Below are 23,547 nucleotides of genomic sequence, written 5' to 3'. Positions count from 1 at the left end.
CTGCATGGCCGTGGCGTTGCTGGGGATCAAGGAGACCGCGCCGGGCGAGCGGCGCGTGGCACTGACGCCGGAAACCGCGCGCAAGCTCGGTGCGCTGGGCGTCAGCGTCTGGTACGAAGCCGGTGCCGGCCTTGCCGCAGGCTTCACCGATGCTGCCTATGACGATGCAGGCGCGCGGGTCTTCGACGCCAGCCGCTGGGGCGAGATCGACATCCTGCTGTGCGTGCAGGCGCCGCCGGCGGCGGTGCTGGAGCAGCTCAAGCCCGCTGCCAGCGTGGTCGGCCTGCTGGCCCCGGCCAGCGACCCGGCCCTGGCCGCGTTGGCCAGTGACGACCGTCTGTACCTGTTGCCCCTGCAGCAGCTGCCGCGCACCACCCGTGCACAGGCGATGGACGTGCTCAGCTCGCAGGCCGGCATGGCCGGTTACAAGGCCGCGCTGATCGCGGCCGAGCGCGCACCACGCTTCTTCCCGATGCTGACCACCGCCGCCGGTACCGTGCGTCCGGCCAAGGTGCTGGTGATCGGTGCCGGCGTGGCCGGCCTGCAGGCCATCGCCACCGCGCGCCGCCTTGGCGCGCAGGTGGAAGGTTTCGACGTGCGTCCGGAAACCCGCGAGCAGATCCAGTCGCTGGGCGCGCGCTTCCTCGACCTGGGCGTCAGCGCGGCCGGCGAAGGCGGCTATGCGCGTGCGTTGACCGATGAGGAACGCGCTGAGCAGCAGCGCCGGCTGGCCGACCACCTGCGCAGCGTGGACGTGGTGATCTGTACGGCGGCGGTACCGGGGCGCCCGGCACCGACGATCGTGACCGCGGCGATGGTGGAAGGCATGGCCACCGGCAGCGTGATCGTTGATCTGGCCGCCGAAAGTGGCGGCAACTGCGCGCTGACCCGGCCGGGCGAGTGCATCGAGCATCAGGGTGTGACCATCGATGGCCCGCTCGGCCTGGCCAGCCGCGGCGCGACCCAGGCCAGCGAGATGTATGCGCGCAACCTGCTCAACTTCGTCGCGCTGTTCGTGCGCGAGGGCCAGCTCGCCTTCGACTGGGACGACGAGCTGTTGGCGAAGACGCGCTGGCGGGCGTGAGCCGGTAGCGCCGGGCCATGCCCGGCGAGCGCAGCGGCAGGCATTGGATCCGCCGGGCATGGCCCGGCGCTACCGTGTTATCGCGGCTTTGCCGGCGGAGGGTTGTCGCGCACCCAGTCCTTGCGCTGTTCCGGCGTCATCTGTGACCAGCGCTCGCGCAGGGCGTCGCGCTGTGCGGGTGGCAAGTCACGCATCTGGCCGAACAGGGCACGCGCCTGCTCGCGCTGCTCCGGGCTCATGTGCTCGAAGCGGCGTAGCCCACGGCGGGCCTTGTCGCGTTCCTCCGGACTCATCGATTGCCAACGCTGGCCATGCGAGAGCATGCGTTGGCGCTGGCCGGCGTCGGCGCTGTTCCAGCGGTCGCGCAGCGGCGCCAGCAGGGATTCACGCTGGGCGTCGCTCAGTTGTTCCCATGCCGGCAGCGGTGCGGTCGGCATGGGACGCGTGGCAGGGGCGGGTGCGGCGCTCTGTGCCAGCGCTGGGATGGCTGGTAACAGCGACAGGGCCAGCAAGAGTGGCAGGGTATGCAGTCGGGACATGGGTTCACTCCATCGCCAGGTCGTTGTCGCCCAGCCACAGGTACAGATCGGGATTCTCGTCGTACAGCGCGCTGTTGTCTTCCACTGCCGCAAGCACCGGTGCCGGCGCAGGGCCCGTCAGCGTGCCATGGCCGGTGAACTGCAGGCCGATACCCAGTGCCACCACCAGCGAACAGGCGCTGGCCAGCCACCAGCGCCAGCGCCCGCGATGGGTCGCGCCGGCGCCATGGCGGGCCTGGCGCAGCCGTGACAGCGTCGTCGGCGACAACGCCTGCAGCGACTGCGCGTGCAGGCTGCGCAGGGTGTCATCGGAGGGCAGGGAGCGGTTCACGGGTGGGTCTCCAGGTAGTCCTGCAGCGCCTGCCGGGCGCGTGCCAGATGGGTTTTTACCGCGCCTTCGCTGCAGCCCATGGCGCGGGCGGTGGTGGCTCCGTCCAGGTCCTGCAGCACGCGCAGGGTGAACGCCTCGCGCTGGCGGGCGGGCAGGGAGCGCAGTGCCTGCACCAGCTGCTGGTACTGCTGGTGCTGCTCATGCGCCTGCGACGGGTCGGGGCCGGGGTCGGCCCAGTCGATCTCGCCGCCGTCGGCGTCCTGGTTGTCACGCCAGAACGGCAGGCGGAAGCGACGCCGGCGCTGCAGGTCGATCACCCGCCGGCGCAGGATGCTCCAGAACAGCGGTGCCCATTCGACGGCCGGCTTGTCGGCGTAGTCCAGCATGCGCAGCAGGGCATCCTGCACCGCGTCCAGCGCATCCTCGCGCTGGCGCAGGCCGGCCTCGGCGAAGCGGAACGCACGCGGGCCGACGCTGGCCAGGAACGCCTCCAGCGATGCCGGCAGGGCATCGGTCTCGGCGCTCGGGGGGAGGGGGCTGCTCACCAGCACAGGGTACGGTTCCTCGCTCGGGGTCACCATCGACAACGCGTGAGCGCGGCTTTGGTTGACGCCGGGCGCGCGCCGGGTTCAGCCCATGGTTATGATGGGGCGACGAAGACAGAGCGGGAGCGTTGCCAGTGAGTGACGGGTTCGTAGCGCTGTACATCTTCATGCTGGCGGCCATTGCCGGCCACGTGATCATTTCGCGGGTGCCGGTGATCCTGCATACCCCGCTGATGTCGGGTTCCAACTTCATCCACGGCATCGTGCTGATCGGCGCGATGGTGGTGCTGGGTCACGCGCAGACGCCGTTGGAAAAGGCGCTGGGCTTCCTCGCCGTGGTGCTCGGTGCCGGCAATGCCGCCGGTGGCTACGTGGTCACCGCGCGCATGCTGGAAATGTTCAAGCCGAGTGCGCCCAAGCGCGGCAAGGACGAACCGAAGGAGCCGCAGGCTTGAACATCAGCACCGTCGAACTGCTCGATTGGCTGGTCAAGGCCAGCTACCTGGTCGCCGCCACGCTGTTCCTGCTCGGCCTGCAACGCATGGCCTCGCCGCTGACCGCACGCAGCGGCATCCGCTGGGCCGGGCTGGGCATGCTGCTGGCCACGGCGGCCACCTTCTTCCTGCCCGAACTGCACAACGTGCCGTTGATCCTGGTGGCGCTGCTGCTGGGTGCGGGCCTGGCGTGGTGGTCGGCCGGCAAGGTCGCGGTCACCGACATGCCGCAGATGGTGGCGCTGTACAACGGCATGGGCGGCGGCTCGGCCGCAGCTATCGGTGCAGTGGAACTGCTGCGCTACGCCTTCCTGGCCAACCGCGATACCACACACTGGAGCGCGCAGGCGCTGGCCGACCTCGCTGCACGCCAACCCTCGGGCACGGTGCTGCTGCTGGCGGTGGTCGGTGCGGCCATTGGTGCGGTGTCGCTGTCCGGCTCGGTGATTGCCTGGGCCAAGCTCGATGGCCGCCTCGACAAGCGGGTGACCTGGCCGGGCCAGCAGGTGATGAACCTGCTGGTGGCACTGGCGGTGGTAGTGCTGGCGATCATCGCGGCCAGCACGCTCAACACCTGGGCGATCGTCGCCTTCTTCGTGCTGGCGCTGGCGCTGGGCGTGCTGATGACGCTGCCGATCGGTGGTGCCGACATGCCGGTGGTGATCTCGCTGTACAACGCGTTCACCGGCCTGGCGGTGTCCTTCGAGGGCTATGTGCTCGGCAACGAGGCACTCATCATCGCCGGCATGATGGTCGGCGCCGCGGGCATCCTGCTGACCCGGTTGATGGCCAAGGCGATGAACAGGCCGATCCGCAATGTGCTGTTCTCCAATTTCGGCGGCGCTGCGGCGGGCGAGGCGCAGGCGATTTCCGGTTCGCAGAAGCCGATCGAAGCAGCTGACGTGGCGGCGATGATGGCCTTCGCCGAACGCGTGGTGATCGTGCCCGGCTACGGCATGGCCGTGGCCCAGGCCCAGCACAAGATCTGGGAGCTGGCACAGCGGCTGATCGCACGCGGGGTGAAGGTGAAGTTCGCGATCCACCCGGTGGCCGGACGCATGCCGGGGCACATGAACGTGCTGCTGGCCGAGGCCGGCGTGCCCTACGACCTGATCGCCGACATGGATGACATCAACCCGGAATTCGCCAACACCGACGTGGTGCTGGTGATCGGCGCCAACGACGTGGTCAATCCGGTCGCGCGTACCGACCCGGCCAGCCCCATCTACGGCATGCCGGTGCTGGACGTGGTCAACGCCCGCAACGTGGTGGTGATCAAGCGTGGCAAGGGCACTGGCTTCGCCGGCATCGAAAATGCGCTGTTCTACGCTGACAACACCCGCATGCTGTACGGCGATGGTGCCGAAGCTGCGGCCTCGCTGGTCAGTGAGCTGAAGGGGCTCGACGGCGGGCATTGAGGGAACGGGGTCGGATCCCTTTCCGCAGGAAAGGGCTCTGACCCCACATCCAATATCCGCCATCCACGCATGGCGTGGATCTACGCGCTCAGCGCGCCAGCCAGGCGCCCACAGTCACACCCACGGCCAGCCACAGCCATTCCATCGCGCCATTGGCGAGGGTGATCAGCGTCCAGGCCAGGTGCGGACCCATCCGCGTGGTTGCATCCCACAGGTCCAGCCCGATCGAGCCGCCCATCCACGCGCTGGCGATGGTCCAGTTGGCCACCGCTGCCACCAGCAACGTGCCCAGCACCACCAGGGTGATGCGCAGCCGGCCCGGCCCCAGGGTGCCCATGCGCAGCATGAACACCAGTTCCAGTGCGGTCACCACGGCCATCCAGCCGACCTGCCGGCCGGTCATCAGGGCCAGCACCATCCAGGCGAGGGGAGCAACAAGCAGGCCCAGCAGCAGCATGAGGGGCCAGAGCCAGGTCACGGTCCTGGCACGCGCGGCATTGGAGGACATCGAAGCTCCCTGAAAGTCATCCACAGGATACTGTGGTTTGCGGCAGTGCACCGGCGAGGGTAGGGCGGCTGGGCTAGAATGCCCTCTTGCGTGGCCTTGGCCACGGCCCCATATCGGTCCCCATGTATTCCCGTAGCAGCGAACCTGTCCACTTCGAACGCGATTGCGAGGCCGTGATGGTCCCGCAGGGCGACACCGTGACCCTGCCCGCCGGCAGCTATGGGTACATCACCCAGGCGCTGGGCGGCAGCTATTCGATATTCGTGGAAGGCAACCTGTTCCGTATCGCCGGCAAGGACGGTGATGCCATCGGCAAGGAGGCCCCGGCACCGCTGGAGCTGCCGGCCGATGCGACCGACGAGCAGGTGGAGCAGTTGGTGTGGCAGCAGCTGCGCACCTGCTTCGATCCGGAAATTCCGGTGAACATCGTCGAACTGGGCCTGGTCTACGAGGTCGAGATCAAGCATCTGGACGAAGGACAGCGCGAGATCGACGTGAAGATGACGTTGACCGCGCCGGCCTGCGGCATGGGCGACATCCTGGTCGACGACGTACGCAGCAAGCTTGAAATGATCCCGACGGTGGCCGAGGCCGACGTCGAGCTGGTGTTCGACCCGCCGTGGAACCAGCACATGATGTCCGAGGCGGCCCGGCTCGAGACCGGCATGCTTTGACCCACGGCCCGCAGTGACGCGGGCCCGGTACTACCCGCAACCAGAACAGGAAATCTCCGGTGTCCCAGTCCATTCCCAGCTTCGCCGTCACCCGTTCGGACCACCCGCGCAGCGCTGAAGAGCGCGCCCAGATCCTGGAGAAGCCGGGCTTTGGCCTGCACTTCACCGACCACATGGTGGAAGTGCGTTGGGACAAGGACACTGGCTGGCACAACGCCAACGTGCGTGCCTACGGTCCGCTGCAGCTGGACCCGGCCGCCGCAGTGCTGCATTACGGACAGGAAATCTTCGAAGGCATCAAGGCCTACCGCCACGCCGACGGTTCGATCTGGACCTTCCGCCCGGACGCCAACGGCCGTCGCCTGCAGCGTTCGGCGCAGCGCCTGGCGCTGCCGGAGCTGCCGGTGGAGATTTTCGTTGAATCGCTGAAGCAGTTGATCGCCGTCGACAGCGCCTGGGTGCCGTCGGCCGATGAGTCGAGCCTGTACTTCCGTCCGTTCATGATCGGCGACGAAGCCTTCCTCGGCGTGCGCGGCGCGCACAAGGCCGGCTACTACGTCATCGCCAGCCCGGCCGGCCCGTACTTCGCCAAGGGTGTCGCCCCGGTGTCGATCTGGCTGTCCACCGAATACGCACGTGCAGCCAAGGGCGGCACCGGTGCCGCCAAGTGCGGTGGCAACTACGCGGCTTCGCTGCTGCCGCAGCAGAAGGCGCAGGCACAGGGCTGCTCGCAGGTGCTGTTCCTCGACCCGGTCGAAGGCAAGTACCTGGAAGAACTGGGCGGCATGAACGTGTTCCTGGTCTACAAGGACGGCACCCTGGTCACCCCGCAGCTCTCGGGCAGCATCCTCGAGGGCATCACCCGCGAGAGCATCCTGCAGCTGGCCCGCGACCGTGGCATGAAGGTCGAAGAGCGCAAGGTCACCATCGATGAGTGGAAGCAGGGTGTGACCTCCGGCGAGATCGCCGAAGTATTCGCCTGCGGCACCGCCGCTGTGGTCACCCCGATCGGCCAGCTGAAGGGCGAGGGCTTTTCGGTCGGCGACATCAACGCCCCGGCCGGCGAAGTGACCATGTCGCTGCGCAAGGAGCTGACCGACATCCAGTACGGCCGCCTGCCGGACCGCCACAACTGGCTGGTCAAGCTGGGCTGATCGCCCGCGTTGAACCGGTAGCGCCGGGCCATGCCCGGCGGCACTTCTTGAAAGCCCGTCCCAGTGACGGGCTTTCTGCGTTGTGGACCCGCCCGTCGATCGCAGCAGACGGCCGCTTGACGCAAATAGGTTTGCAATGCAAACTAAATTCAAGCGACCCCGATGGAGCGTGTCATGCAGCAGCCGTCCGTCATTGATCCTTCCTCGCGCCTGCAGGCGCTGACCCGTGAATACTCGCGGTACTCGCGAAGTGCCGGGGGCCTGTCGGCCATGGCAGGCGGCATTGCCTGCCTGGCCTCGTTCCTTGCCGGCGCCCTGTTGCCGACCACCTTGGCGCTGCGCATCGTGCTGATTGCCGTGCCGGTGCTGTGGATCGTCGGCAAGCAATGGCTGGCACGCCGCTACTACCAGCGGCTGGGCCAGGTCGAGGAGCAGGTCACGCCGGCAGAACGCAACTTCCAGCGCTTCTTCATCGCCTTCACCGCGCTGGTGAGCGTGCTGGTGATCGGCAGCGTGCTGACCCGGCTGGCGCCGATGGGCGAGCTGCCCTGGGACCTGCGCGCCATCGGTTACCTGGCCGTGGTGGCGCTGCTGCCCTGGGTGGTGTGGCGCTGGCTGCGTACGCCGCTGGAGTTCATCGTGGGCGTGTTCCTGCTGTGCCAGGCCGCGCTGGCCTTCACCGGGCAGGCGTATGGCTTCGGCCCGAGCACGGCGGTGTTCCCGCTGGCATCCATCGCACTGATCGTGGTCGGCTGGCGTGACCACCAGCGCTTCCAGCGGCTGCAGGTAGAGATGCGCGCGTTCATGGCGGCGCGGACGAACGTCGAATGACCCAGCTGCCTGACTCCAGAGCGCTGCTCCAGCTCGACCGCTTGATCCACGAGCCGGCACGCCTGCTGATCCTGTCGATCCTGGCAGGTGCCGAATCCGCCGAGTTCGGCTTTGTCGAACATCTCAGCGGGTTGAGCAAGGGCAACCTGTCCAGCCATCTGAGCAAGCTGGAGGCTGCTGGACTGGTCGCCATCGACAAGTCGTTCCGCGGCAAGCGCCCGCTGACCACCCTGCAGTTGACGCCGATGGGCCGCACTGCCCTGGCCGAGTACCGCACACAGCTGGCGGCGATCGTTGCCGGCATTCCCGATCCGGATCGAAAGGACGCCTGACATGACATTGCTCCCGCGCCTGTTTGCAGTTCTGGTTGTTTCCTTCTCTGCCCTCATCGGCGCGGCTGCGGCTGCAGATCCGCGCCAACAGGGAGCTGCGCTGACCACGCAGTTCTACGAAGGGCACATCGACGCTCTGTGGGAACGGATGACGCCGCAGATGCAGGCGGGGCTGCAGTCCCCGCAGAACCTGGTGGCGCTGCGCGAGCAGGTGCTGGCGGGCTGGGGCGCAGAAACCGAGCTGGTCAGTGAGAAGGTCGAGAAGGTTGATGGATTCGACACCTATCTGCGGCAGGCGCGTTTCGCCAGGAGCCCGGCCATCATCCAGGTGCTGTGGGCCATCGACGCCGACGGGCGGATCGGCGGTTTCTACATCCGCCCGCTCCAGACCACGCCACCGCAGGCCGCCAGGAGCGGGTTCCTCGACTACCAGACCCGCACACGGCTGCAACTGCCGTTCGACGATGAGTACTACGTGTTCTGGGGCGGGCGTAGCGTCGAACAGAACTACCATGCGGCCCATGCCGGCCAGCGCTTCGCGCTGGATCTGCTGGTGGTCCGCGATGGCCGCTCGCACCGTGGCGATGGCCTGCGCAACGATGATTACTACTGCTTCGGTCGCCCGATCCTCGCGCCCGCCGACGGCACGGTGGTGGAGGTGATCGAGGGTGTCGCCGACAACGTGCCGGGCCAGATGAATGCCGCCCAGCTCACCGGCAACCGCGTCATCCTCGACCACGGCAACGAGGAATACTCGGTGCTGGCGCACCTGCGCCAGGGCAGTGTGCGTGTGGCGCAGGGACAGGCTGTCCGCAGCGGCGCGCACCTCGGTGACTGTGGCAACAGCGGCAACTCCTCCGAGCCGCACCTGCACTACCAGCTGCAGGCCGGGCCCGTGTTCGGTGTCGGCGAAGCGTTGCCGGCACAGTTCTCCGATTACATCGCCGATGGCCAGCCGGTTGCACGCGGCGAGCCGGTCAAAGGGCAGCGGATCCGGCCGGCGCGCCTCCCTCAGGCAAAGTAGTCAGCGCGTCCGACGCGATGGGCAGGCACTCCGCGGGCACGCTGCGCCGTCGTTGGTGTCAGCAGTGGACGCCGATGTCGGCAAAGTCATCGCAGGACACGTGATGACCCAGTCAGGTGCGTGCAGGGCACGAGAAAGTTCCTTCACCTTCACAAACCCTCGACCCGAAAAGTCTCAGAACGAACATTTCATCTTGCTGAAAAGACGCTGAAAATCTTGTGGTGTCCGGTTTTGGTCATTAGCGTCATCTGCACGGCGGATCGTTAGGGGGATCCGCTGACTCGCCGGACTTCGAACCTCGCCAACGCAAGCCAGCCCATGGTTCGGGCCGGTGCTTCTGCCGATTCCGGCATTCACACCACAAGAAAGGGAAATACGATGTCCCAGGTAACGCAACCGCGTGTGCGTCGAGTGTGGGTGGTCCTTGGTGCGTCCGTTCTGTCATCGCTGCTGCTGGCCACGCCTGCGCTGGCCGGTGACGTCCAGCTCAGCGGCCTGCAGTCCGCGCAGACCCACCAGCGTTTCATCGTGAAGTACCGCGACGGCAGTGCCCCGGTGGCCAACACCACCGCACTGGCCTCTTCACTGAAGAGTGCCGCCGCCGGCCTGGCCAGCAGCCAGGGCCGCGCGCTGGGCCTGCAGCAGGTCCGCAAGCTGGCCGTCGGCCCGACCCTGGTCAGGACCGATCGTCCGCTCGACCAGGCCGAATCCGAGCAGCTGATGCGCAAGCTGGCCGCCGACCCGAACGTGGAATACGTCGAAGTCGACCAGATCATGCGTGCCACGCTGACCCCGAACGACACCCGCTTCAGCGAGCAATGGGGCTTCGGCACCTCCAATGCCGGCATCAACATCCGGCCGGCCTGGGACAAGGCCACCGGCACCGGCGTCGTGGTCGCGGTGATCGATACCGGCATCACCAACCATGCCGATCTCAACGCCAACATCCTGCCCGGCTATGACTTCATCAGCGACGCCGCGATGGCGCGCGATGGCAATAGCCGCGACAACAACCCGAACGATGAAGGTGACTGGTACGGCGACAATGAGTGCCAGGCCGGCTACCCGGGTTCCAACTCCAGCTGGCACGGTACCCACGTCGCCGGCACGGTGGCGGCGGTGACCAACAACAGCACCGGCGTGGCCGGTACCGCGTTCAACGCCAAGGTCGTGCCGGTGCGCGTGCTCGGCAAGTGCGGCGGCTACACCTCCGACATCGCCGACGCGATTGTGTGGGCTTCCGGCGGCAGCGTCAGCGGCGTGCCGGCCAATGCCAATCCCGCCGAAGTGATCAACCTCTCGCTCGGCGGTGGCGGCAGCTGCTCGACCACCTACCAGAACGCGATCAATGGCGCTGTCGGCCGTGGCACCACCGTGGTGGTCGCCGCCGGCAACAGCAATACCAACGTGTCCTCGTCGGTGCCGGCCAACTGCCCGAACGTGATCGCGGTGGCGGCCACCACCTCGGCCGGTGCGCGTGCCAGCTTCTCCAACTATGGCAACGGCATCGACATCTCGGCACCGGGCCAGGGCATCCTGTCCACCCTCAACAGCGGCACCACCACCCCGGGCAGCGCCAGCTACGCTTCGTACAACGGCACCTCGATGGCGGCACCGCACGTGGCCGGCGTGGTCGCACTCATGCAGTCCGTTGCCCCGAGCCCGCTGAGCCCGGCGCAGGTGGAGAGCATCATCAAGAGCACTGCACGTCCGCTGCCGGGCGCCTGCTCGGGTGGTTGCGGCGCCGGCATCATCGACGCCGACGCGGCTGTGGCTGCGGCGATCAACGGCGGTGGCCCGAACCCGGGCGGCAACGTGCTGCAGAACAACGTCCCGGTCACCGGCCTCGGCGCTGCCAGTGGCGCTTCATTGAGCTACACGGTCAACGTTCCGGCCGGCAGCACCCAGCTGCGCGTGGCGATCAGTGGCGGCAGCGGTGATGCTGACCTGTACGTGCGCCAGGGCAGTGCCCCGACCGATACCGCGTATACCTGCCGTCCGTACCTGAGTGGCAACAGCGAGACCTGCACCATCAACAGTCCGGCCGCCGGCACCTGGTATGTGCGGGTGAAGGCCTACAGCACCTTCTCGGGCCTGACCCTCAACGCCCAGTACTGAGCCCAAGCCCCTCTCCATGGGCACGCCCCGGCTCTGGCCGGGGCGTTTTTGTTTGGGTAGGTGCCGACCTTGGTCGGCACGCTGTTCCTCAGACCGATTCGAAGCGGTTCGCGGCCACGTTCTTGCGCACGTGCTGCGGGTCGAAAATCCGCCCGTTCATCGCGATGTACACGCCGGTCGGCAGCGACTGCACTGCACCGATCGCACAGCCGATGTTGAACTCGGCATCCGACCCGCGGAAACGTGCCGGGCTCAGCGCGCCGGTCATCACGATGGTCTTCTCCGGAATCGTCGCCAGCACCTGGCCGGTCTGCACCATCGAATCGGTGCCGTGGGTCACCAGCACGTGGCGGGTGGGCTGCGCGGCGATGGTGGCGCGGATCAGCTCGCGGTCCTCATCGTTGATGTGCAGCGAATCCTTGCGCAGGATCGGAATCACGTTGAAGCGGAACGTCACGCCCAGCTCGCGCAGGATCATGCCGATCTGGGGGTCGCCGATCTGGTAGTCCGACTTGTCGTCGAAGTAGATCTTGTCGATCGTGCCACCGGTGGTGACGACCAGGAGCTCTTCCATCATGTGCATGCGCGAAACCAGGACAGGTACAGCGGCGCGGGGCCAGGAACACAGATGATACGGCCCGGCGGCCGCAGCGTCAGCGTCGCTTGCCGAAGCGGGCGCGCAGCCCGGGCAGGCTGGCGCTGAAGATCACCAGCAGGGCCAGCGCGATCTCGATCAGCGCCAGCCAGCGCGTCTCCGGGTGGCTCCAGGCGCTCATCACGCCGTGGCTGAACCAGCCCAGGGCCAGCACCGAGGCCCAGAAACCCGCCTTGCGCCAGCCCAGGCGCAGTGCGATGGCCAGCGCCAGCGGTGGCGCGGTAAACACCAGCTGGGTGGCCAGCCAGTGCTTGTCATTGATGAACCAGCCGGCGAACAGCGCGGCCAGCCCCATCAGGGCCAGCAGCAGGACCGTACGCGGCGGGCGGTTCATCGGGCCAACCGCTGTGCGATGTCGGCCACGCGGCGGCCCAGCGCGCGGGCCAGCACGGCCTCGTCGTCGGTCGGCTGCGGGTCATCGGCGGCACCGGCCACGTGGCTGGCGCCATAGGGCGTGCCGCCGCTGGTGGTATGGCTCAGCGCCGGCTCGGTGAACGGGATGCCGACGATCACGCAGCCGTGGTGCAGCAGCGGCACCTGCATCGACAGCAGGGTCGATTCCTGGCCACCATGCATCGAGGCGGTGGAGGTGAACACGCCGGCCGGCTTGCCGGACAGGGTGCCATTGACCCATTCGGTGCCCAGCCCATCCAGGAAGTGCTTCACCGGCGCGGCCATGTTGCCGAAGCGGGTCGGGCTGCCCAGCAGCAGGCCCTGGCATTCGACCAGGTCCTGCACGCTCACGTAGGGGGCGCCATCGTCGGGTACTGGCGGTTGTGCGGTCTGGGTGACGGCGGCTACCGGCGGTACCGTACGCAGGCGCGCGGTCATGCCCGGCACTTCACCGATGCCCCGCGCGATCTGGCGCGCCAGCCGTGCCACTGAACCGCCCCGGCTGTAGTACAGCACCAGAATCTCGCCCATCGTGACCGCTTCTCCTCGTCGTGTGGCTACCAGTATGGCTATCCTGCGAACATTCCGCATCGGGTACCCTTTCGCCGATGGAACCTTTGGATACGCTCAACCTGTGGATGGAGCGCGCGCGGGATCGCGCACGCGCCATCAGCTTCGGCCGCTTCCTGTGGCATCGCTTCCTCGACGACCGCCTGTTCCAGGCAGCGGCGGCGCTGGCGTACACCACGGTGTTCGCGTTGGTGCCGCTGGCGATCGTGGTGTTCGGCGTGCTCTCGGCCTTCCCCGTCTTCGACCGCTGGAGCGACCAGCTCAGCGATTACGTCTTCTCCAACTTCGTGCCCAACGCCGCGCGCGCCGCCGAGGGCTACCTGCGGCAGTTCTCGGCCAGTGCCGGTCAGCTCACCGCCGCCGGCTTCATCGCACTGGTGGTCTCGTTGCTGATCACCCTCAACAGCGTCGAAGAGACCTTCAACCAGATCTGGCGGGTCGGCTCGACCCGGCCCAAGCTGACCCGCTTCCTGGTCTACTGGACCGTACTGACCCTGGGCGCGATGCTTGCCGCGGCCTCGCTGGCAGTGTCGGCGCGGGTCTTTGCGATGCCATTGTTCGGCACCCAGGAGGGCCGTTGGCTGGCCGACCTGGCGCTGCGGCTGGCGCCGATCCTGATCGAATTCGTCTGCATCACGCTGATGTTCCGGGTGGTGCCGCACCACACGGTGAAATGGCGGCATGCGGTGCCCGGTGCGATCCTCGCCGCAGTCATCCTCGAACTGGTGAAGTGGGGCATTGGTGCTTACCTGGGCAGCTTCCAGTCCTATCAGAAGCTCTATGGCACGGTGGCCTTCGTGCCGATCCTGCTGCTGTGGATCTATCTGTGCTGGGTGGCGGTGCTGCTGGGCGCGTCGTTGTCCTCGTCGATGGCAGCGTTCCGGTACCAGCCGGTCGAGCTGCGCCTGCCGCAGGGCTACGAGTTCTACGGCCTGCTGCGCCTGCTGGGACGCTTCCACCATGCACGCGCGAAGGGCAAAGGCCTGGCCGACGACGAGATCCTGCGGCTGGAGCCGATGCTGACCGATTCGCTGCTGCAGGACCTGGCCTGCAACCTGCAGGAAATCGGCCTGCTGCGCCGTGATGAGCGCGGTGAATGGCTGCTCGCGCGCGATCTGGAGCAGGTCAGCCTGTCTGATCTGTACGAATGCACCCAGCTGCGCATTCCAGTGGCCGAGCAGCACCTGCCGTACCGCGACGACACCCTGGGCCGCGCCGCACTGGCGGCCCTGGACGACCTGCGACTGCCCCTGCGCGAGCGCCTCAAGCGCAAGGTCAGCGACATCTACACCGATTCTGGAGACGCACCATGACCCGCAAGACCTCGCTGCCGCTGATGCTCCCGCTGACCCTGCTGCTGGCGCTGTCGGCCTGCAAGCCGGCGCAGGAGCCGACCCCGGCCAGCAGCCAGCCGCCGGCACAGGCACCGACGCCGACCGCACCGGCGCCAGTGGATGAGACGCCGGCCGAGCGCACCACCGCCGAGTTCCCGACGTTGAAGATGAAGGCGGTGGACGGCAGTGATTACGACCTGGCCGCGCATCGTGGCAAGTGGGTGGTGGTGAACTTCTGGGCGACCTGGTGCGCACCGTGCCGCAAGGAGATGCCGGAGCTGTCGGCGTTGCATGCGATGCGCAGCAACATCGAAGTGGTTGGCCTGGCCTACGAGGACATCGAGGTGCCGGAGATGCAGTCGTTCCTGACCAAGCATCCGGTGACCTATCCGATCGTGATCGTCGATCCGTTCGACCCGCCGGCCGACTTCGCTACGCCGCGTGGCCTGCCGTTGACGCATCTGCTGGACCCACAGGGCAAGCTGGCGCACAGCTTCCTCGGGCCGGTGACTGCCGCCGACATCGAAAAGCAGATCGCTGCTGCCAAGTAGTGGGTTGGTCGGCAGGGCCTGCGGCCCTGCACCTGCTGCGAGCTGGAGCAACAACAACAACAACAGCAACAGCAACAGCAGAAGCGGGTTTCCTGTGGGATGGCGGGGTGGGTCCGGTTGCGGGAGACGCCGTAAACCCGTCCATGGGGGCTTGGCCGCGGCATCCATGCCGCGGACACTCCCGCAACCGGACCCACCCCGCCTTCGACAGATTTCCGCGATCTGCCGGCATTTCTGTAGAGCCGAGCCATGCTCGGCTCAAATCATTCCGATATCGAAATATTCGATTCCGATGGGAATTCATCCACGCATGACGTGGATCCAACAGCCGCGGAGATCTGTCAGAGGTGGGGTGGTGTCGGAGTGCGGGGTGTCAGCCGCATGGATGCGGCTGCCAAGCCTACAGGGACGTACTTGCGGCGTCCCCGCACTCCGACACCGCCCCGCCATCCCACGAAATACCCGCTGTTGCCGTTGCTGCTGCTCTGGCTTCGGCAGGTGCAGGGCGCAGCCCTGCCGACCAACCCTATTCCTCGACCGGGAACTCCTCGATCGGCTTCAGCACATCGTAGTGCTCGCGATGCAGCTTGCCCTTCAGCTTCGGCAGCTCCGGCAACGGTGCATCCACCCGGGTGTCCGGCAACCGGTCGAGCAGGTTGCGTACCAGCGTCAGCCGCCCCAGCCGCTGGTCGTTGAAATCCACCAGCGTCCACGGCGCATCCGCGCGATGGGTCGCGCGCAGCATCGCCTCGCGCGCTTCGGTGTACGCGCTGTACTTGCTGCGTGATTTCAGATCCACCGGCGACAGCTTCCAGCCCTTCAGTGGATCGACATGGCGCTCGGCGAAGCGCTTCTCCTGCTGCTCCTGGTCCACGCACAGCCAGTACTTGAACAGCAGGATGCCGTCATCCACCAGCAACTGTTCGAACACCGGCGCCTGGCGCAGGAATTGCTGGTACTCGGCCTCGCTGCAATACCCCATCACCCGTTCGACGCCAGCGCGGTTGTACCAGCTGCGGTCCATCAGCACGATCTCGCCGGCCGCCGGAAGATGCGAGGCATAACGCTGGAAGTACCACTGCGTGGCTTCGCGGTCGGTGGGTTTGGGTAGTGCCACGACGCGGCACTGGCGCGGGTTCAGGTGCTGGCTGATGGCCTGGATCGCGCCGCCCTTGCCGGCGGTGTCGCGGCCTTCGAACAGCACCAGCAGGCGCTGTCCGCTGTGCTGCACCCAGCGCGCCATCGCCGTCAGCTCCAGCTGCAGTGGCTGCAGAAGTTCGTCGTATTCCTTGCGCTTGAGCTTGGCCATCGTCACACCCTGCGGGAGAGAAATCCCAGCCTAGCGCAGGCTCGCGTCATGGTGTGTAGAGGCCGGGCGAGCGCCGACTGGGTAACGTTGACTGCTCTCGGCAGGAAACTGAAAACCCCGCGCTGCGCGCGTTAGTCGACTAACAGTCGACTCTACCTCGTCGGCTCTGCTGTGCCCTGCCACCCATGCTCGCTCGCCAGCTGCTGCAGCAGCGCCGACAGATCAGTAGCAAACCCGGCCATGTCGAACAGGCCGCTGTGTTCGCGCGCCTGTGCCAGTTCGGCGCGCAACGCGGTCAGTGCCGCTGGATCGTTGCCCAGCACGCTGGCCGTGGCAATGAACGCTGCATCGTCGGTGGCGTTCATCCGCGCCAGCCCCAGGTGATGGTTGAGGCTGCCGGCCACGCGTGCGGCGAAGGTGGCGCCGGGGCAGGTCAGCACCGGGCAGCCGGCCCACAGTGCGTCCGATGCCGTGGTGTGGGCGTTGTACGGGTTGGTGTCCAGGAACAGGTCGGCCAGCTGATAACGTGCCAGGTACTGCGGATGCGGCAGCTTGGGCATGAACACCAGCCGCATCGGATCGAGGCCAGCAGACTGTGCGGCGGCACGCAGCCGCGCATCGGCCTGGCCGGGTCCGGACAGCAGCCACAGCACGCTGCCGGGTACCGCCTGCAGCACCGCGAAAGCGCGGCCCATGCTGCGCGGGTTGAGCTTGTAGCTGTTGTTGAAGCAGCAGAACACCACGCCGTGCTCGGGCAATCCACAGTCTGCACGCGTCGGCGCGGGCTCCAGCACGCGTGTGTTGTCCGAGGGCTGGAACGCACGCGGCAGGCGCAGCACGCGTTCGCTGTAATGCGGTTCCAGCGATGGCGGTAGCGCGAAGTCGTCGCCAATCACCGCATCCATCCACGGCGCACCGGATGTGCCGGGGTAGGCCAGCCAGTTCAGCTGCAGCGGAGCGGGGTGCATCGCCAGCACTTCGGGCGTGCCACCGCCGCCCCAGCCACGCAGGTCGAACAGCAGGTCGATGCCCTGCGCACGGATGCGGGTGGCGGTGTCGGCATGGCGCAGGCCGGCCACATCGTGCAGCTGGGTCGCCGCCTGCAGGCGTTGGCGGATGCGGCTGCCGTCGTCGCGGTTCAGTGCGAACAGATGCAGTTGCAGCGCCGGGTCAAGGCGCAACTGCTCGAACAGGGCTACGGTCAGCAGCCCGGTGGGATGCGCACCGAAGCCGTTGGAGAGGAAGCCAACCCGTAGTGGGCCACGCGTACGCAGCGCTGCCGAAGGCAACGGCCGCACCGAGGCGGTTACGGCAGATGCACGCGTGCGCGCGCAGGCCAGTTGTTCGGCGGCGTTGGCGTCTTCGCTGAGGAACGCGAACGGTTCGACCACGCCCTGCCCAGAGGCAAGTGCACCACGTACCTGTGCCGCCAGCGCGTCCACGTCCTGCCAGTCGCACAGGCGACGCTGCCAGGCCAGGCGCTGGGCGGCGATGTAGGGCTCGGCCGGCATCAGGGTGTGTGCGCGCCGATAGGCGGCCGACGCGCCCTCGGCATCATCGGCGTCTTCCAGCGCGTGGCCCAGCCACAACGCGATGCCCGGGTGCTGCGGTGCCAGCGCCGAGGCCTGGCCGAGCAGTTTTGCCGCATCACCATGCGCGCCGGCCATCCACGCCACGCGGCCCAATCGCGCCAGCGCTTCGGGATGGTTCGGGCGCAGCTGCAGCGCCCGACGTGCCGCCTGCTCGCCAGCAGCGATGTCGCCGGCTTCCAGTTCCAGGTCGGCCAGCATCACCCAGGCGACGAAGTCGCCGGGCTGGCGAGCGATCGCCTGTTGCAGTTGTTGCCGCTGCTGCCAGGCGGTCATCGTGCTCAGCCCGCCGACAGCTGGGCCAGGGCGTCGACCTGGTGTTCGTGACTGAGCCGCTGCAGCAGCGGATCGAGATCGCCGGCGAGGATGTTCGGCAGGTCATACAGGGTCAGGCCTTCCACGCGGTGGTCGGTGATCCGGCCCTGCGGGAAGTTGTAGGTGCGGATGCGCTGGCTGCGGTCGCCGCTGCCGACCTGCAGGCGACGCGACTCGGCCTGCGCGGCGTCCTGGCGCTGGCGCTCGGCGTCCAGCAGCTGCGCCTTCAGGCGCTTCATCGCCTTGTCGCGGTTGGCGTGTTGGCTGCGCTCGGTCTGGCATTCCACCACCACACCGGTTGGCACGTGGGTGATGCGGATGGCCGACTCGGTCTTGTTGACGTGCTGGCCACCGGCGCCGGACGAGCGGAACGTATCCACCCTCAGGTCGGCCGGATTGATGACGATGTCATCGACTTCATCGGCCTCGGGAATGATCGCCACGGTCGCCGCCGAGGTGTGGATGCGGCCCTGCGATTCGGTAGCCGGAACACGCTGTACGCGATGCGTGCCCGATTCGAATTTCAGGCGTGAGAACGCACCACGGCCGACCACGCGCGCCACCACTTCCTTGTAGCCGCCATGTTCGCCGGGGTTGTCCGATTCGATCTCGACCTTCCAGCCCTGGCGCTCGGCATAGCGGGCGTACATGCGGAACAGGTCGCCGGCGAAGATCGCTGCTTCGTCGCCACCGGTACCGGCACGCACTTCCAGGAACAGGTTGCCGTCGTCGCGTGGGTCGCGCGGCACCAGCAGCAATGCCAGTTCCTGCTCCAGCTCCTGCAGGCGCGCCTGCGCGGCCGCGATTTCCTCGTCGGCCAGTTCGCGCAGGTCGGGGTCGGCACGCATGCCTTCGGCCGCGGCCAGGTCGGCCTTGGCACGGGTTTCATCGGCCAGGGCGGTGGCGATCGGCTCAAGTTGGGCGAATTCGCGCGAAAGGTCGCGGAAACGGGTGTTGTCGGCGACCACATCGGGTTCGGCGAGCAGGCGTTCCAGTTCTTCGCGGCGCTCGGCCAGCGCTTCCAGCTTACGGCGCAGGGTCGGCGTCATCAGGTCTCACGGGTGGGTGGCGGTAACCCGGCGTGGCCGGGAACAGGCGCTCGGCGGCGCGGGTCAGGTCGGCGTCGCCGCTCAGCGCGGCCGCGCGCAGCGCAGCGGTCGGCGGATGCAGCAGGCGGTTGGTCAGGCCATGGGCAAGCAGTTCCAGTACTTCGTCAGCCGGCTTGCCGTTGGCCAGCTGCTGGCGTGCGCGCTCCAGCAGTTCGGTGCGGGTGGCTTCGCCAAACGCGCGCAGCTGCCGCAATGGCGCCTGGTGGGCGCTGGCCTGCTGCGTTTCGACGAAGCGCGACACCTGCAGGTCGATGATCGCCTCGGCCTCGGCGGCAGCCTCGCGGCGGCCACGGCGGTTGTCTTCCACCGCCCGCTCGAGATCGTCCACGGTGTACAGAAAGGCATCGTTGAGCGTGGCGACGTCGGCTTCGATGTCACGCGGCACGGCCAGGTCGAACAGCAGCATCGGCTTGTGCCGGCGCGTGCGCAGCGCCTTGGCCACCATCTCGCGATGGATCACCGGCTCGCGTGCGGCAGTGGCCGAGAACACCACGTCGGCCTCACCCAGGTGGCGGTCCAGTTCGGTCAGCGGCAGGGCCACGCCGCCGTGGCGGCTGGCCAGCTCCTGAGCATGGGCGAGGGTGCGGTTGGCGATCAGCAGCCGCCGCACCTTGCCCTCACTCAGGTGGCGTGCAGCCAGCTCGATGGTCTCGCCGGCGCCGACCAGCAGCACGGTGGAATCGTCCAGGCGCGCGAACGCGTTCTGTGCCAGCCGCACTGCGGCCGATGCCACCGACACCGGGTTGGCGCCGACCTGGGTATCGGTGCGTGCGCGCTTGGCCACCGAGAAGGTCTGCTGGAACAGCCGGTCCAGGCGCTGGCCAAGCAGGCCGTGGTCGCGCGCGGTCGACCAGGCATCCTTCACCTGGCCGAGGATCTGCGGTTCGCCCAGCACCATCGAGTCCAGCCCGGTGGCGACCCGGAACAGGTGGCGTACCGCTTCGGCATCGGCATGCTGGTACAGGTAGCCCTGCAGGTCGCCGGCCTGGGTATGCAGCCATTGGTCCAGCGCCTGTGCAGAGTCGGCCACCGCGTACAGCTCGGTGCGGTTGCAGGTGGACAGCAGCACCGCCTCGGCGATCTGCGGGGTATCGCGCAGCGAACCGAGCGCGCGCGGCAACGCCTCACCGGCGAAGGCTGCGCGTTCGCGCAGTTCCACCGGTGCGGTCTGGTGATTCAGTCCGAGCACCCACAGGGTCATTGTTCAGTTGCTTGCGATAAGCTGCTGGCCATTGGACGACATTTTAAGGCCCCGATGCCGACGATGCCCGCATTGATTCGCATCCCCAGTGTTCTGCTGCTGTCCCTGGCCTGCGGCCAGGCCCTGGCGGCGGTGCCGGCCAAGGCCCCCGTGCGGGCCCCGGCCACTGAGGAACTGGCGCTGGAACCGGTGATGGCCGGTGAATTCGCGCTGCAGGCCGGCAAGCTGGCCGAGGCCGCGCGCTGGTACCTGCAGGCCGCCCAGCAGACCGAGGGCGATGCCGGGCTGGCCGAGCGTGCGACCCGTATTTCCATGCTTGCCAACGATGATGCCAGCGCGGCCAAGGGCCTGGCCCTGTGGCAGCAGCGCGCCCCGCGCTCGCTGACCATGCGCAGCGCCGCCGGTGCGCTGGCCATGCGCCAGGGCGACGTGAAGGCGGCCCGCAGCGAACTGCAGGCGCTGCTGGCCGACCCTGACGAGCGTGGCTGGAAGTTTGCCCTGGCGGCCTTGATTGGTGGCGGCCGCGACCCGGCGGTGCCGGCGCAGGTGCTGGGCGAGCTGGTCGACGCCAACGCCATTCCGCCGAAGATCGAGGCCTGGCAGGAGTTCGGTCGCCTCGCCCTGCGCATGGACAAGCCCGAGCTGGCGCGGCGCATGATCGATGAAGTGGTCAAGCGCTTCCCCGAGGAACCGCGTGTGGCGCTGCTGCGTGCCAGCCAGCTGCAGCAGGCTGGCGAGACCGGCAAGGCGCTGTCGCTGCTGCACGATGTGGAGCCGAAGACCCGCCAGGACCCGGAACTGCGTAACGCGGTAGCCATCGCCTACGACAGCCTTGGCCAGCCGTCGGCCGCCGAGCGCGTGCTGGCGTTTGGACCGCAGGACGTGCAGACCTGGGGCATGCGCGCCTCGCTGCTGGCCAAGCAGGGCGACAAGGCCGCGCTTTCCAATCTCTACAACGAACTGTCGCGGCAGGCGGCCAAGCCGGACCCGGCGCAGCGCCTGCTGCTGGGCAAGATCGCCGAGTACCTGAAGCGTTATCCCGAGGCGGTTCAGTGGTACCACAGCGTGCCCGGCGGCGATGAGCTGAGCGAAGCGCGCCTGCGCGCAGCCAATGCCCAGGCCCTGGCCGGGCGCCTGCCGCTGGCGCTGGAAGAAGTGCATGCGATCCAGTCCGATGCGGTGGTCGACGACGACGTGCGCCGCGACGCCTACCTGCTGGAAGCCGAACTGCGCCAGCGCGCCGAGGACAGCGCCGGTGAACTGGATGCGCTGGCCCGCGGTCTGGCCGCTTACCCTGATGACAACGGCCTGCTGTACGCCCGTGCGCTCACCTGGGAACGCCGCGATGACATCCCGCGCGCCGAGGCGGATCTGCGCAAGATCCTGGTGACCGAGCCGGAGAACGTGCCGGCTTTGAACGCGCTGGGTTACACCCTGGCCGATCGCACCGGCCGCCTGCAGGAAGCACTGGAACTGATCGACCGCGCCCGCGTGGCCGAACCGGACAACGCCGCCATCGTCGACAGCTATGGTTGGGTGCTGTATCGCCTGGGCCGCAAGGAAGAGGCACTGGTGCAGCTGCGCCGGGCCTGGACCCTGGCCAAGGACCCGGAGATCGCTTCCCACGTTGGCGAAGTGCTGTGGGTGCTGGGCAAGCACGATGAGGCCCGTCATTTCTTCGAGGAAGCGGCCAAGCTCGACCCTGAAAACCGCGCGCTGCTGCGCGCCCGCGAGAAATTCAATCCATGAGTGTTTCCCTGATCCGGCCGCTGCTGTTGGCGGCCGCGACCCTGGCGGTCACCGCCTGCACCACCGTGGGCACCCAGAAGACCCCGGCGCCGGCCGTGGTCGAGATCGTGTCCGCCGAAGCCGCGCAGGCCGAGGCCGCGCGCGTGGCCGCGCTGCATGCGCAGCCGGACTGGGCCTTCCAGGGCCGGGTCGCGGTAAGCAAGGGCAAGGATGGCGGCAGTGGCCGCATCGACTGGAAGCAGGACGGCCGCCGCTACGTGGTCGAGTTGAGCGCACCGGTGACCCGGCAGAGCTGGAAGCTGACCGGCGATACCCATTCCGAGGCCGGCCGCCTGGAAGGGTTGGCCGGTGGCCCGCGTGACGGCGAGGACGCCCAGCAGCTGCTGCTGGAGGCTACCGGCTGGGATATCCCGGTCAACCAGCTGCCGGACTGGATCCGCGGCCTGGTAGCAGGCGACGCTGCCGGCCCCGAAAAGGTCGAGCGTGACGGCGAGGGCCGTCCGCGCCGCATGCTGCAGATGGGTTGGCAGGTGCAGTACCTGGACTGGTACCCGGCTGATGCCGGGCGCCCGGCCGTGCCGCGCCGGATCGAGGCCAGCAATGGCGACGCCAAGGTGCGCCTGCTGGTGGACCAGTGGGGGCAGGGCACGCCATGAGTGCCGGGCGCGACGACGCGGGCTGGTCCTGGTGGCCGGCCCCGGCCAAGCTGAACCTGTTCCTGCACATCACTGGCCGCCGTGCCGACGGTTACCACGAGCTGCAGACCGTGTTCCGCCTGCTGGACTGGGGCGACCGTATCGGCCTGCGCCTGCGTGAAGACGGTCAGGTGCGCCGTGAAGGCGAGGGCCTGGCCGGCGTGGCCGAGGCCGATGATCTGGCAGTGCGTGCCGCGCGCCTGCTAAAAGATGTGGCGAATGTCGCGCAAGGTGCGGACATCATCGTTGAAAAGCACGTTTCGGCGGGCGGTGGCTTTGGCGGCGGTTCGTCCGATGCCGCCACCGTGCTGGTGGTGCTGAACCGCCTGTGGCAGGCCGGTCTGGACGAGGACGCGCTTGCCGCGCTGGGCCTGCGCCTGGGTGCCGATGTGCCGGTGTTCGTGCGCGGGCGCAATGCCTGGGCCGAAGGGGTGGGCGAACGCCTGCAGCCGATCGAGCTGACGCCGGCCTGGTATGTCATCGCCGAACCCGGGGTTCATGTTCCCACCCCGGCCCTGTTTGCTGATCCGGATTTGACGCGCGACTGCCCACAGGCGAAAATAGACGACTTCGCTTCCGGCGCTCTGGTCGGGAACGTGTTCGAGCCGGTGCTGCGCCGCCGCGAGCCTGCCGTAGAGGCGGTGCTTGCCGCGTTGAGCGGTATTGGCCGGGCACGTTTGACCGGGTCCGGAAGTGGTTGTTTCGTCGAGTTCGATTCGCAGGCTGCCGCAGAGCAGGGGCGAGCGGAGTTGCCGAAGGAGTTGCGGGCAAGGGTGGCTGCGGGCGTTGCACGTTCGCCACTGCTGGATGCACTCGAGCAACACTGATTCATCAATGCAGGGGCGTCGCCAAGAGGCCCAAGGCACCAGGTTTTGATCCTGGCATTCGGAGGTTCGAATCCTCCCGCCCCTGCCAATGCGGCTGTGTCCGCGCCATCCAGCGCATCGACCGCGCGGGACGTGGAAACAACCGCGGTGTTGTCAGCAGCAGGGGCCGAAGCGGTCCTTGCCGCTACCGGATCCCCG

At 67.8% G+C, this 23,547-nt stretch carries 25 protein-coding genes and 1 tRNA gene; 15 read left to right on the top strand and 11 right to left on the bottom strand.

What is annotated here, in order from left to right:
* Positions 1-4: 4 nt before the first annotated feature.
* Positions 5-1,084, top strand: a complete 1,080-nt coding sequence (locus tag AC0Z6F_RS19955; RefSeq protein ID WP_485618444.1) for an NAD(P) transhydrogenase subunit alpha — start codon at positions 5-7, stop codon at positions 1,082-1,084.
* 77 nt (positions 1,085-1,161) lie between these two features.
* On the opposite strand, the gene AC0Z6F_RS19950 is transcribed toward AC0Z6F_RS19955, so the two are convergent.
* Genes AC0Z6F_RS19950 through AC0Z6F_RS19940 form a run of 3 tightly spaced genes read right to left on the bottom strand, consistent with a single transcriptional unit; the run spans position 1,162 to position 2,535 of the window.
* Positions 1,162-1,623, bottom strand: a complete 462-nt coding sequence (locus AC0Z6F_RS19950; RefSeq protein WP_100434082.1) for a DUF3106 domain-containing protein — start codon at positions 1,621-1,623, stop codon at positions 1,162-1,164.
* Positions 1,624-1,627: 4 nt separating this feature from the next.
* Entirely contained in the window at positions 1,628-1,954 is a 327-nt protein-coding gene (locus tag AC0Z6F_RS19945; protein ID WP_100434083.1) for a hypothetical protein, read from the bottom strand.
* On the bottom strand, positions 1,951-2,535 hold the full coding sequence (locus AC0Z6F_RS19940) for an RNA polymerase sigma factor (RefSeq protein ID WP_100434084.1): 585 nt from the start codon (positions 2,533-2,535) through the stop codon (positions 1,951-1,953). The genes AC0Z6F_RS19945 and AC0Z6F_RS19940 overlap by 4 nt, the downstream gene beginning before the upstream one ends.
* Positions 2,536-2,633: 98 nt before the next feature.
* On the opposite strand from AC0Z6F_RS19940, the gene AC0Z6F_RS19935 reads away from it, so the two are divergent.
* Entirely contained in the window at positions 2,634-2,954 is a 321-nt protein-coding gene (locus AC0Z6F_RS19935) for an NAD(P) transhydrogenase subunit alpha part 2 (RefSeq protein ID WP_004144903.1), read from the top strand.
* Positions 2,951-4,411: an NAD(P)(+) transhydrogenase (Re/Si-specific) subunit beta gene (locus AC0Z6F_RS19930; RefSeq protein WP_004144904.1), complete on the top strand. Its 1,461-nt coding sequence runs from the start codon at positions 2,951-2,953 to the stop codon at positions 4,409-4,411. Before AC0Z6F_RS19935 ends, AC0Z6F_RS19930 begins: the two co-directional genes overlap by 4 nt.
* Before the next feature lie 88 nt (positions 4,412-4,499).
* Here AC0Z6F_RS19930 and AC0Z6F_RS19925 read toward each other — a convergent pair whose 3' ends face one another.
* Complete coding sequence (locus AC0Z6F_RS19925) at positions 4,500-4,919, bottom strand: hypothetical protein (protein ID WP_004144909.1); 420 nt, start codon at positions 4,917-4,919, stop codon at positions 4,500-4,502.
* Between the two features lie 122 nt (positions 4,920-5,041).
* Here AC0Z6F_RS19925 and sufT point away from each other — a divergent pair, with 122 nt between their 5' ends.
* The 6 genes from sufT to AC0Z6F_RS19895 all read left to right on the top strand — a co-directional run bounded on the left by sufT (position 5,042) and on the right by AC0Z6F_RS19895 (position 11,052).
* A complete protein-coding gene (gene sufT / locus AC0Z6F_RS19920; protein ID WP_448122595.1) occupies positions 5,042-5,593 on the top strand; it encodes a putative Fe-S cluster assembly protein SufT in 552 nt (183 codons plus the stop codon).
* Positions 5,594-5,652: 59 nt separating this feature from the next.
* Complete coding sequence (locus AC0Z6F_RS19915; RefSeq protein ID WP_004144913.1) at positions 5,653-6,747, top strand: branched-chain amino acid aminotransferase; 1,095 nt, start codon at positions 5,653-5,655, stop codon at positions 6,745-6,747.
* A 174-nt stretch (positions 6,748-6,921) separates the two neighbouring features.
* Complete coding sequence (locus tag AC0Z6F_RS19910) at positions 6,922-7,578, top strand: hypothetical protein (protein ID WP_004144915.1); 657 nt, start codon at positions 6,922-6,924, stop codon at positions 7,576-7,578.
* Positions 7,575-7,910, top strand: coding sequence for a transcriptional regulator (locus AC0Z6F_RS19905; RefSeq protein WP_012510131.1), 336 nt, complete (start codon positions 7,575-7,577; stop codon positions 7,908-7,910). Before AC0Z6F_RS19910 ends, AC0Z6F_RS19905 begins: the two co-directional genes overlap by 4 nt.
* Position 7,911: 1 nt before the next feature.
* Positions 7,912-8,934: a M23 family metallopeptidase gene (locus AC0Z6F_RS19900; RefSeq protein WP_100434085.1), complete on the top strand. Its 1,023-nt coding sequence runs from the start codon at positions 7,912-7,914 to the stop codon at positions 8,932-8,934.
* Positions 8,935-9,312: 378 nt separating this feature from the next.
* Positions 9,313-11,052, top strand: coding sequence for a S8 family peptidase (locus tag AC0Z6F_RS19895; protein ID WP_485618438.1), 1,740 nt, complete (start codon positions 9,313-9,315; stop codon positions 11,050-11,052).
* 88 nt (positions 11,053-11,140) lie between these two features.
* On the opposite strand, the gene AC0Z6F_RS19890 is transcribed toward AC0Z6F_RS19895, so the two are convergent.
* From AC0Z6F_RS19890 to wrbA, 3 genes are all read right to left on the bottom strand, one after another.
* A complete protein-coding gene (locus AC0Z6F_RS19890; protein WP_046985220.1) occupies positions 11,141-11,626 on the bottom strand; it encodes an asparaginase domain-containing protein in 486 nt (161 codons plus the stop codon).
* Positions 11,627-11,705: 79 nt separating this feature from the next.
* A complete protein-coding gene (locus AC0Z6F_RS19885) occupies positions 11,706-12,041 on the bottom strand; it encodes a DUF2069 domain-containing protein (RefSeq protein ID WP_099552725.1) in 336 nt (111 codons plus the stop codon).
* Entirely contained in the window at positions 12,038-12,631 is a 594-nt protein-coding gene (gene wrbA / locus AC0Z6F_RS19880) for an NAD(P)H:quinone oxidoreductase (RefSeq protein ID WP_100434087.1), read from the bottom strand. The genes AC0Z6F_RS19885 and wrbA overlap by 4 nt, the downstream gene beginning before the upstream one ends.
* Before the next feature lie 77 nt (positions 12,632-12,708).
* Between wrbA and AC0Z6F_RS19875 the strand changes: the two genes are divergently transcribed.
* Both AC0Z6F_RS19875 and AC0Z6F_RS19870 read left to right on the top strand, forming a co-directional pair.
* On the top strand, positions 12,709-13,983 hold the full coding sequence (locus AC0Z6F_RS19875) for a YihY family inner membrane protein (protein ID WP_046985223.1): 1,275 nt from the start codon (positions 12,709-12,711) through the stop codon (positions 13,981-13,983).
* Positions 13,980-14,555 (top strand): TlpA family protein disulfide reductase, encoded by a 576-nt coding sequence (locus AC0Z6F_RS19870; RefSeq protein ID WP_100434088.1) that lies wholly within the window; start codon positions 13,980-13,982, stop codon positions 14,553-14,555. Before AC0Z6F_RS19875 ends, AC0Z6F_RS19870 begins: the two co-directional genes overlap by 4 nt.
* A gap of 526 nt (positions 14,556-15,081) precedes the next feature.
* Here the strand turns inward: AC0Z6F_RS19870 and ppk2 are convergent.
* The 4 genes from ppk2 to hemA all read right to left on the bottom strand — a co-directional run bounded on the left by ppk2 (position 15,082) and on the right by hemA (position 20,078).
* Positions 15,082-15,864, bottom strand: a complete 783-nt coding sequence (ppk2, locus tag AC0Z6F_RS19865; protein ID WP_004144943.1) for a polyphosphate kinase 2 — start codon at positions 15,862-15,864, stop codon at positions 15,082-15,084.
* 152 nt (positions 15,865-16,016) lie between these two features.
* Entirely contained in the window at positions 16,017-17,729 is a 1,713-nt protein-coding gene (locus AC0Z6F_RS19860) for an O-linked N-acetylglucosamine transferase, SPINDLY family protein (RefSeq protein WP_448122596.1), read from the bottom strand.
* A gap of 5 nt (positions 17,730-17,734) precedes the next feature.
* Positions 17,735-18,817, bottom strand: coding sequence for a peptide chain release factor 1 (prfA, locus tag AC0Z6F_RS19855; protein WP_012510139.1), 1,083 nt, complete (start codon positions 18,815-18,817; stop codon positions 17,735-17,737).
* Positions 18,795-20,078 (bottom strand): glutamyl-tRNA reductase, encoded by a 1,284-nt coding sequence (hemA, locus tag AC0Z6F_RS19850; RefSeq protein WP_012510140.1) that lies wholly within the window; start codon positions 20,076-20,078, stop codon positions 18,795-18,797. The genes prfA and hemA overlap by 23 nt, the downstream gene beginning before the upstream one ends.
* 63 nt (positions 20,079-20,141) lie before the next feature.
* On the opposite strand from hemA, the gene AC0Z6F_RS19845 reads away from it, so the two are divergent.
* The 4 genes from AC0Z6F_RS19845 to AC0Z6F_RS19830 all read left to right on the top strand — a co-directional run bounded on the left by AC0Z6F_RS19845 (position 20,142) and on the right by AC0Z6F_RS19830 (position 23,437).
* On the top strand, positions 20,142-21,827 hold the full coding sequence (locus tag AC0Z6F_RS19845) for a tetratricopeptide repeat protein (RefSeq protein WP_448122598.1): 1,686 nt from the start codon (positions 20,142-20,144) through the stop codon (positions 21,825-21,827).
* The gene (gene lolB / locus AC0Z6F_RS19840; RefSeq protein ID WP_100434091.1) at positions 21,824-22,483 is read left to right on the top strand and encodes a lipoprotein insertase outer membrane protein LolB; all 660 of its coding nucleotides are present in this window, start codon (positions 21,824-21,826) and stop codon (positions 22,481-22,483) included. The genes AC0Z6F_RS19845 and lolB overlap by 4 nt, the downstream gene beginning before the upstream one ends.
* On the top strand, positions 22,480-23,349 hold the full coding sequence (ispE, locus tag AC0Z6F_RS19835; RefSeq protein WP_004144966.1) for a 4-(cytidine 5'-diphospho)-2-C-methyl-D-erythritol kinase: 870 nt from the start codon (positions 22,480-22,482) through the stop codon (positions 23,347-23,349). The genes lolB and ispE overlap by 4 nt, the downstream gene beginning before the upstream one ends.
* Before the next feature lie 11 nt (positions 23,350-23,360).
* Positions 23,361-23,437, top strand: a tRNA-Gln gene (locus tag AC0Z6F_RS19830).
* The last annotated feature ends 110 nt before the right edge of the window (positions 23,438-23,547 follow it).

This window comes from Stenotrophomonas sp. 1L-E-5-B-C3, from assembly GCF_057292075.1.
The sequence above is the reverse complement of the archived record's forward strand: the minus strand, read 5'-3'. Positions and strand labels throughout refer to the sequence as shown.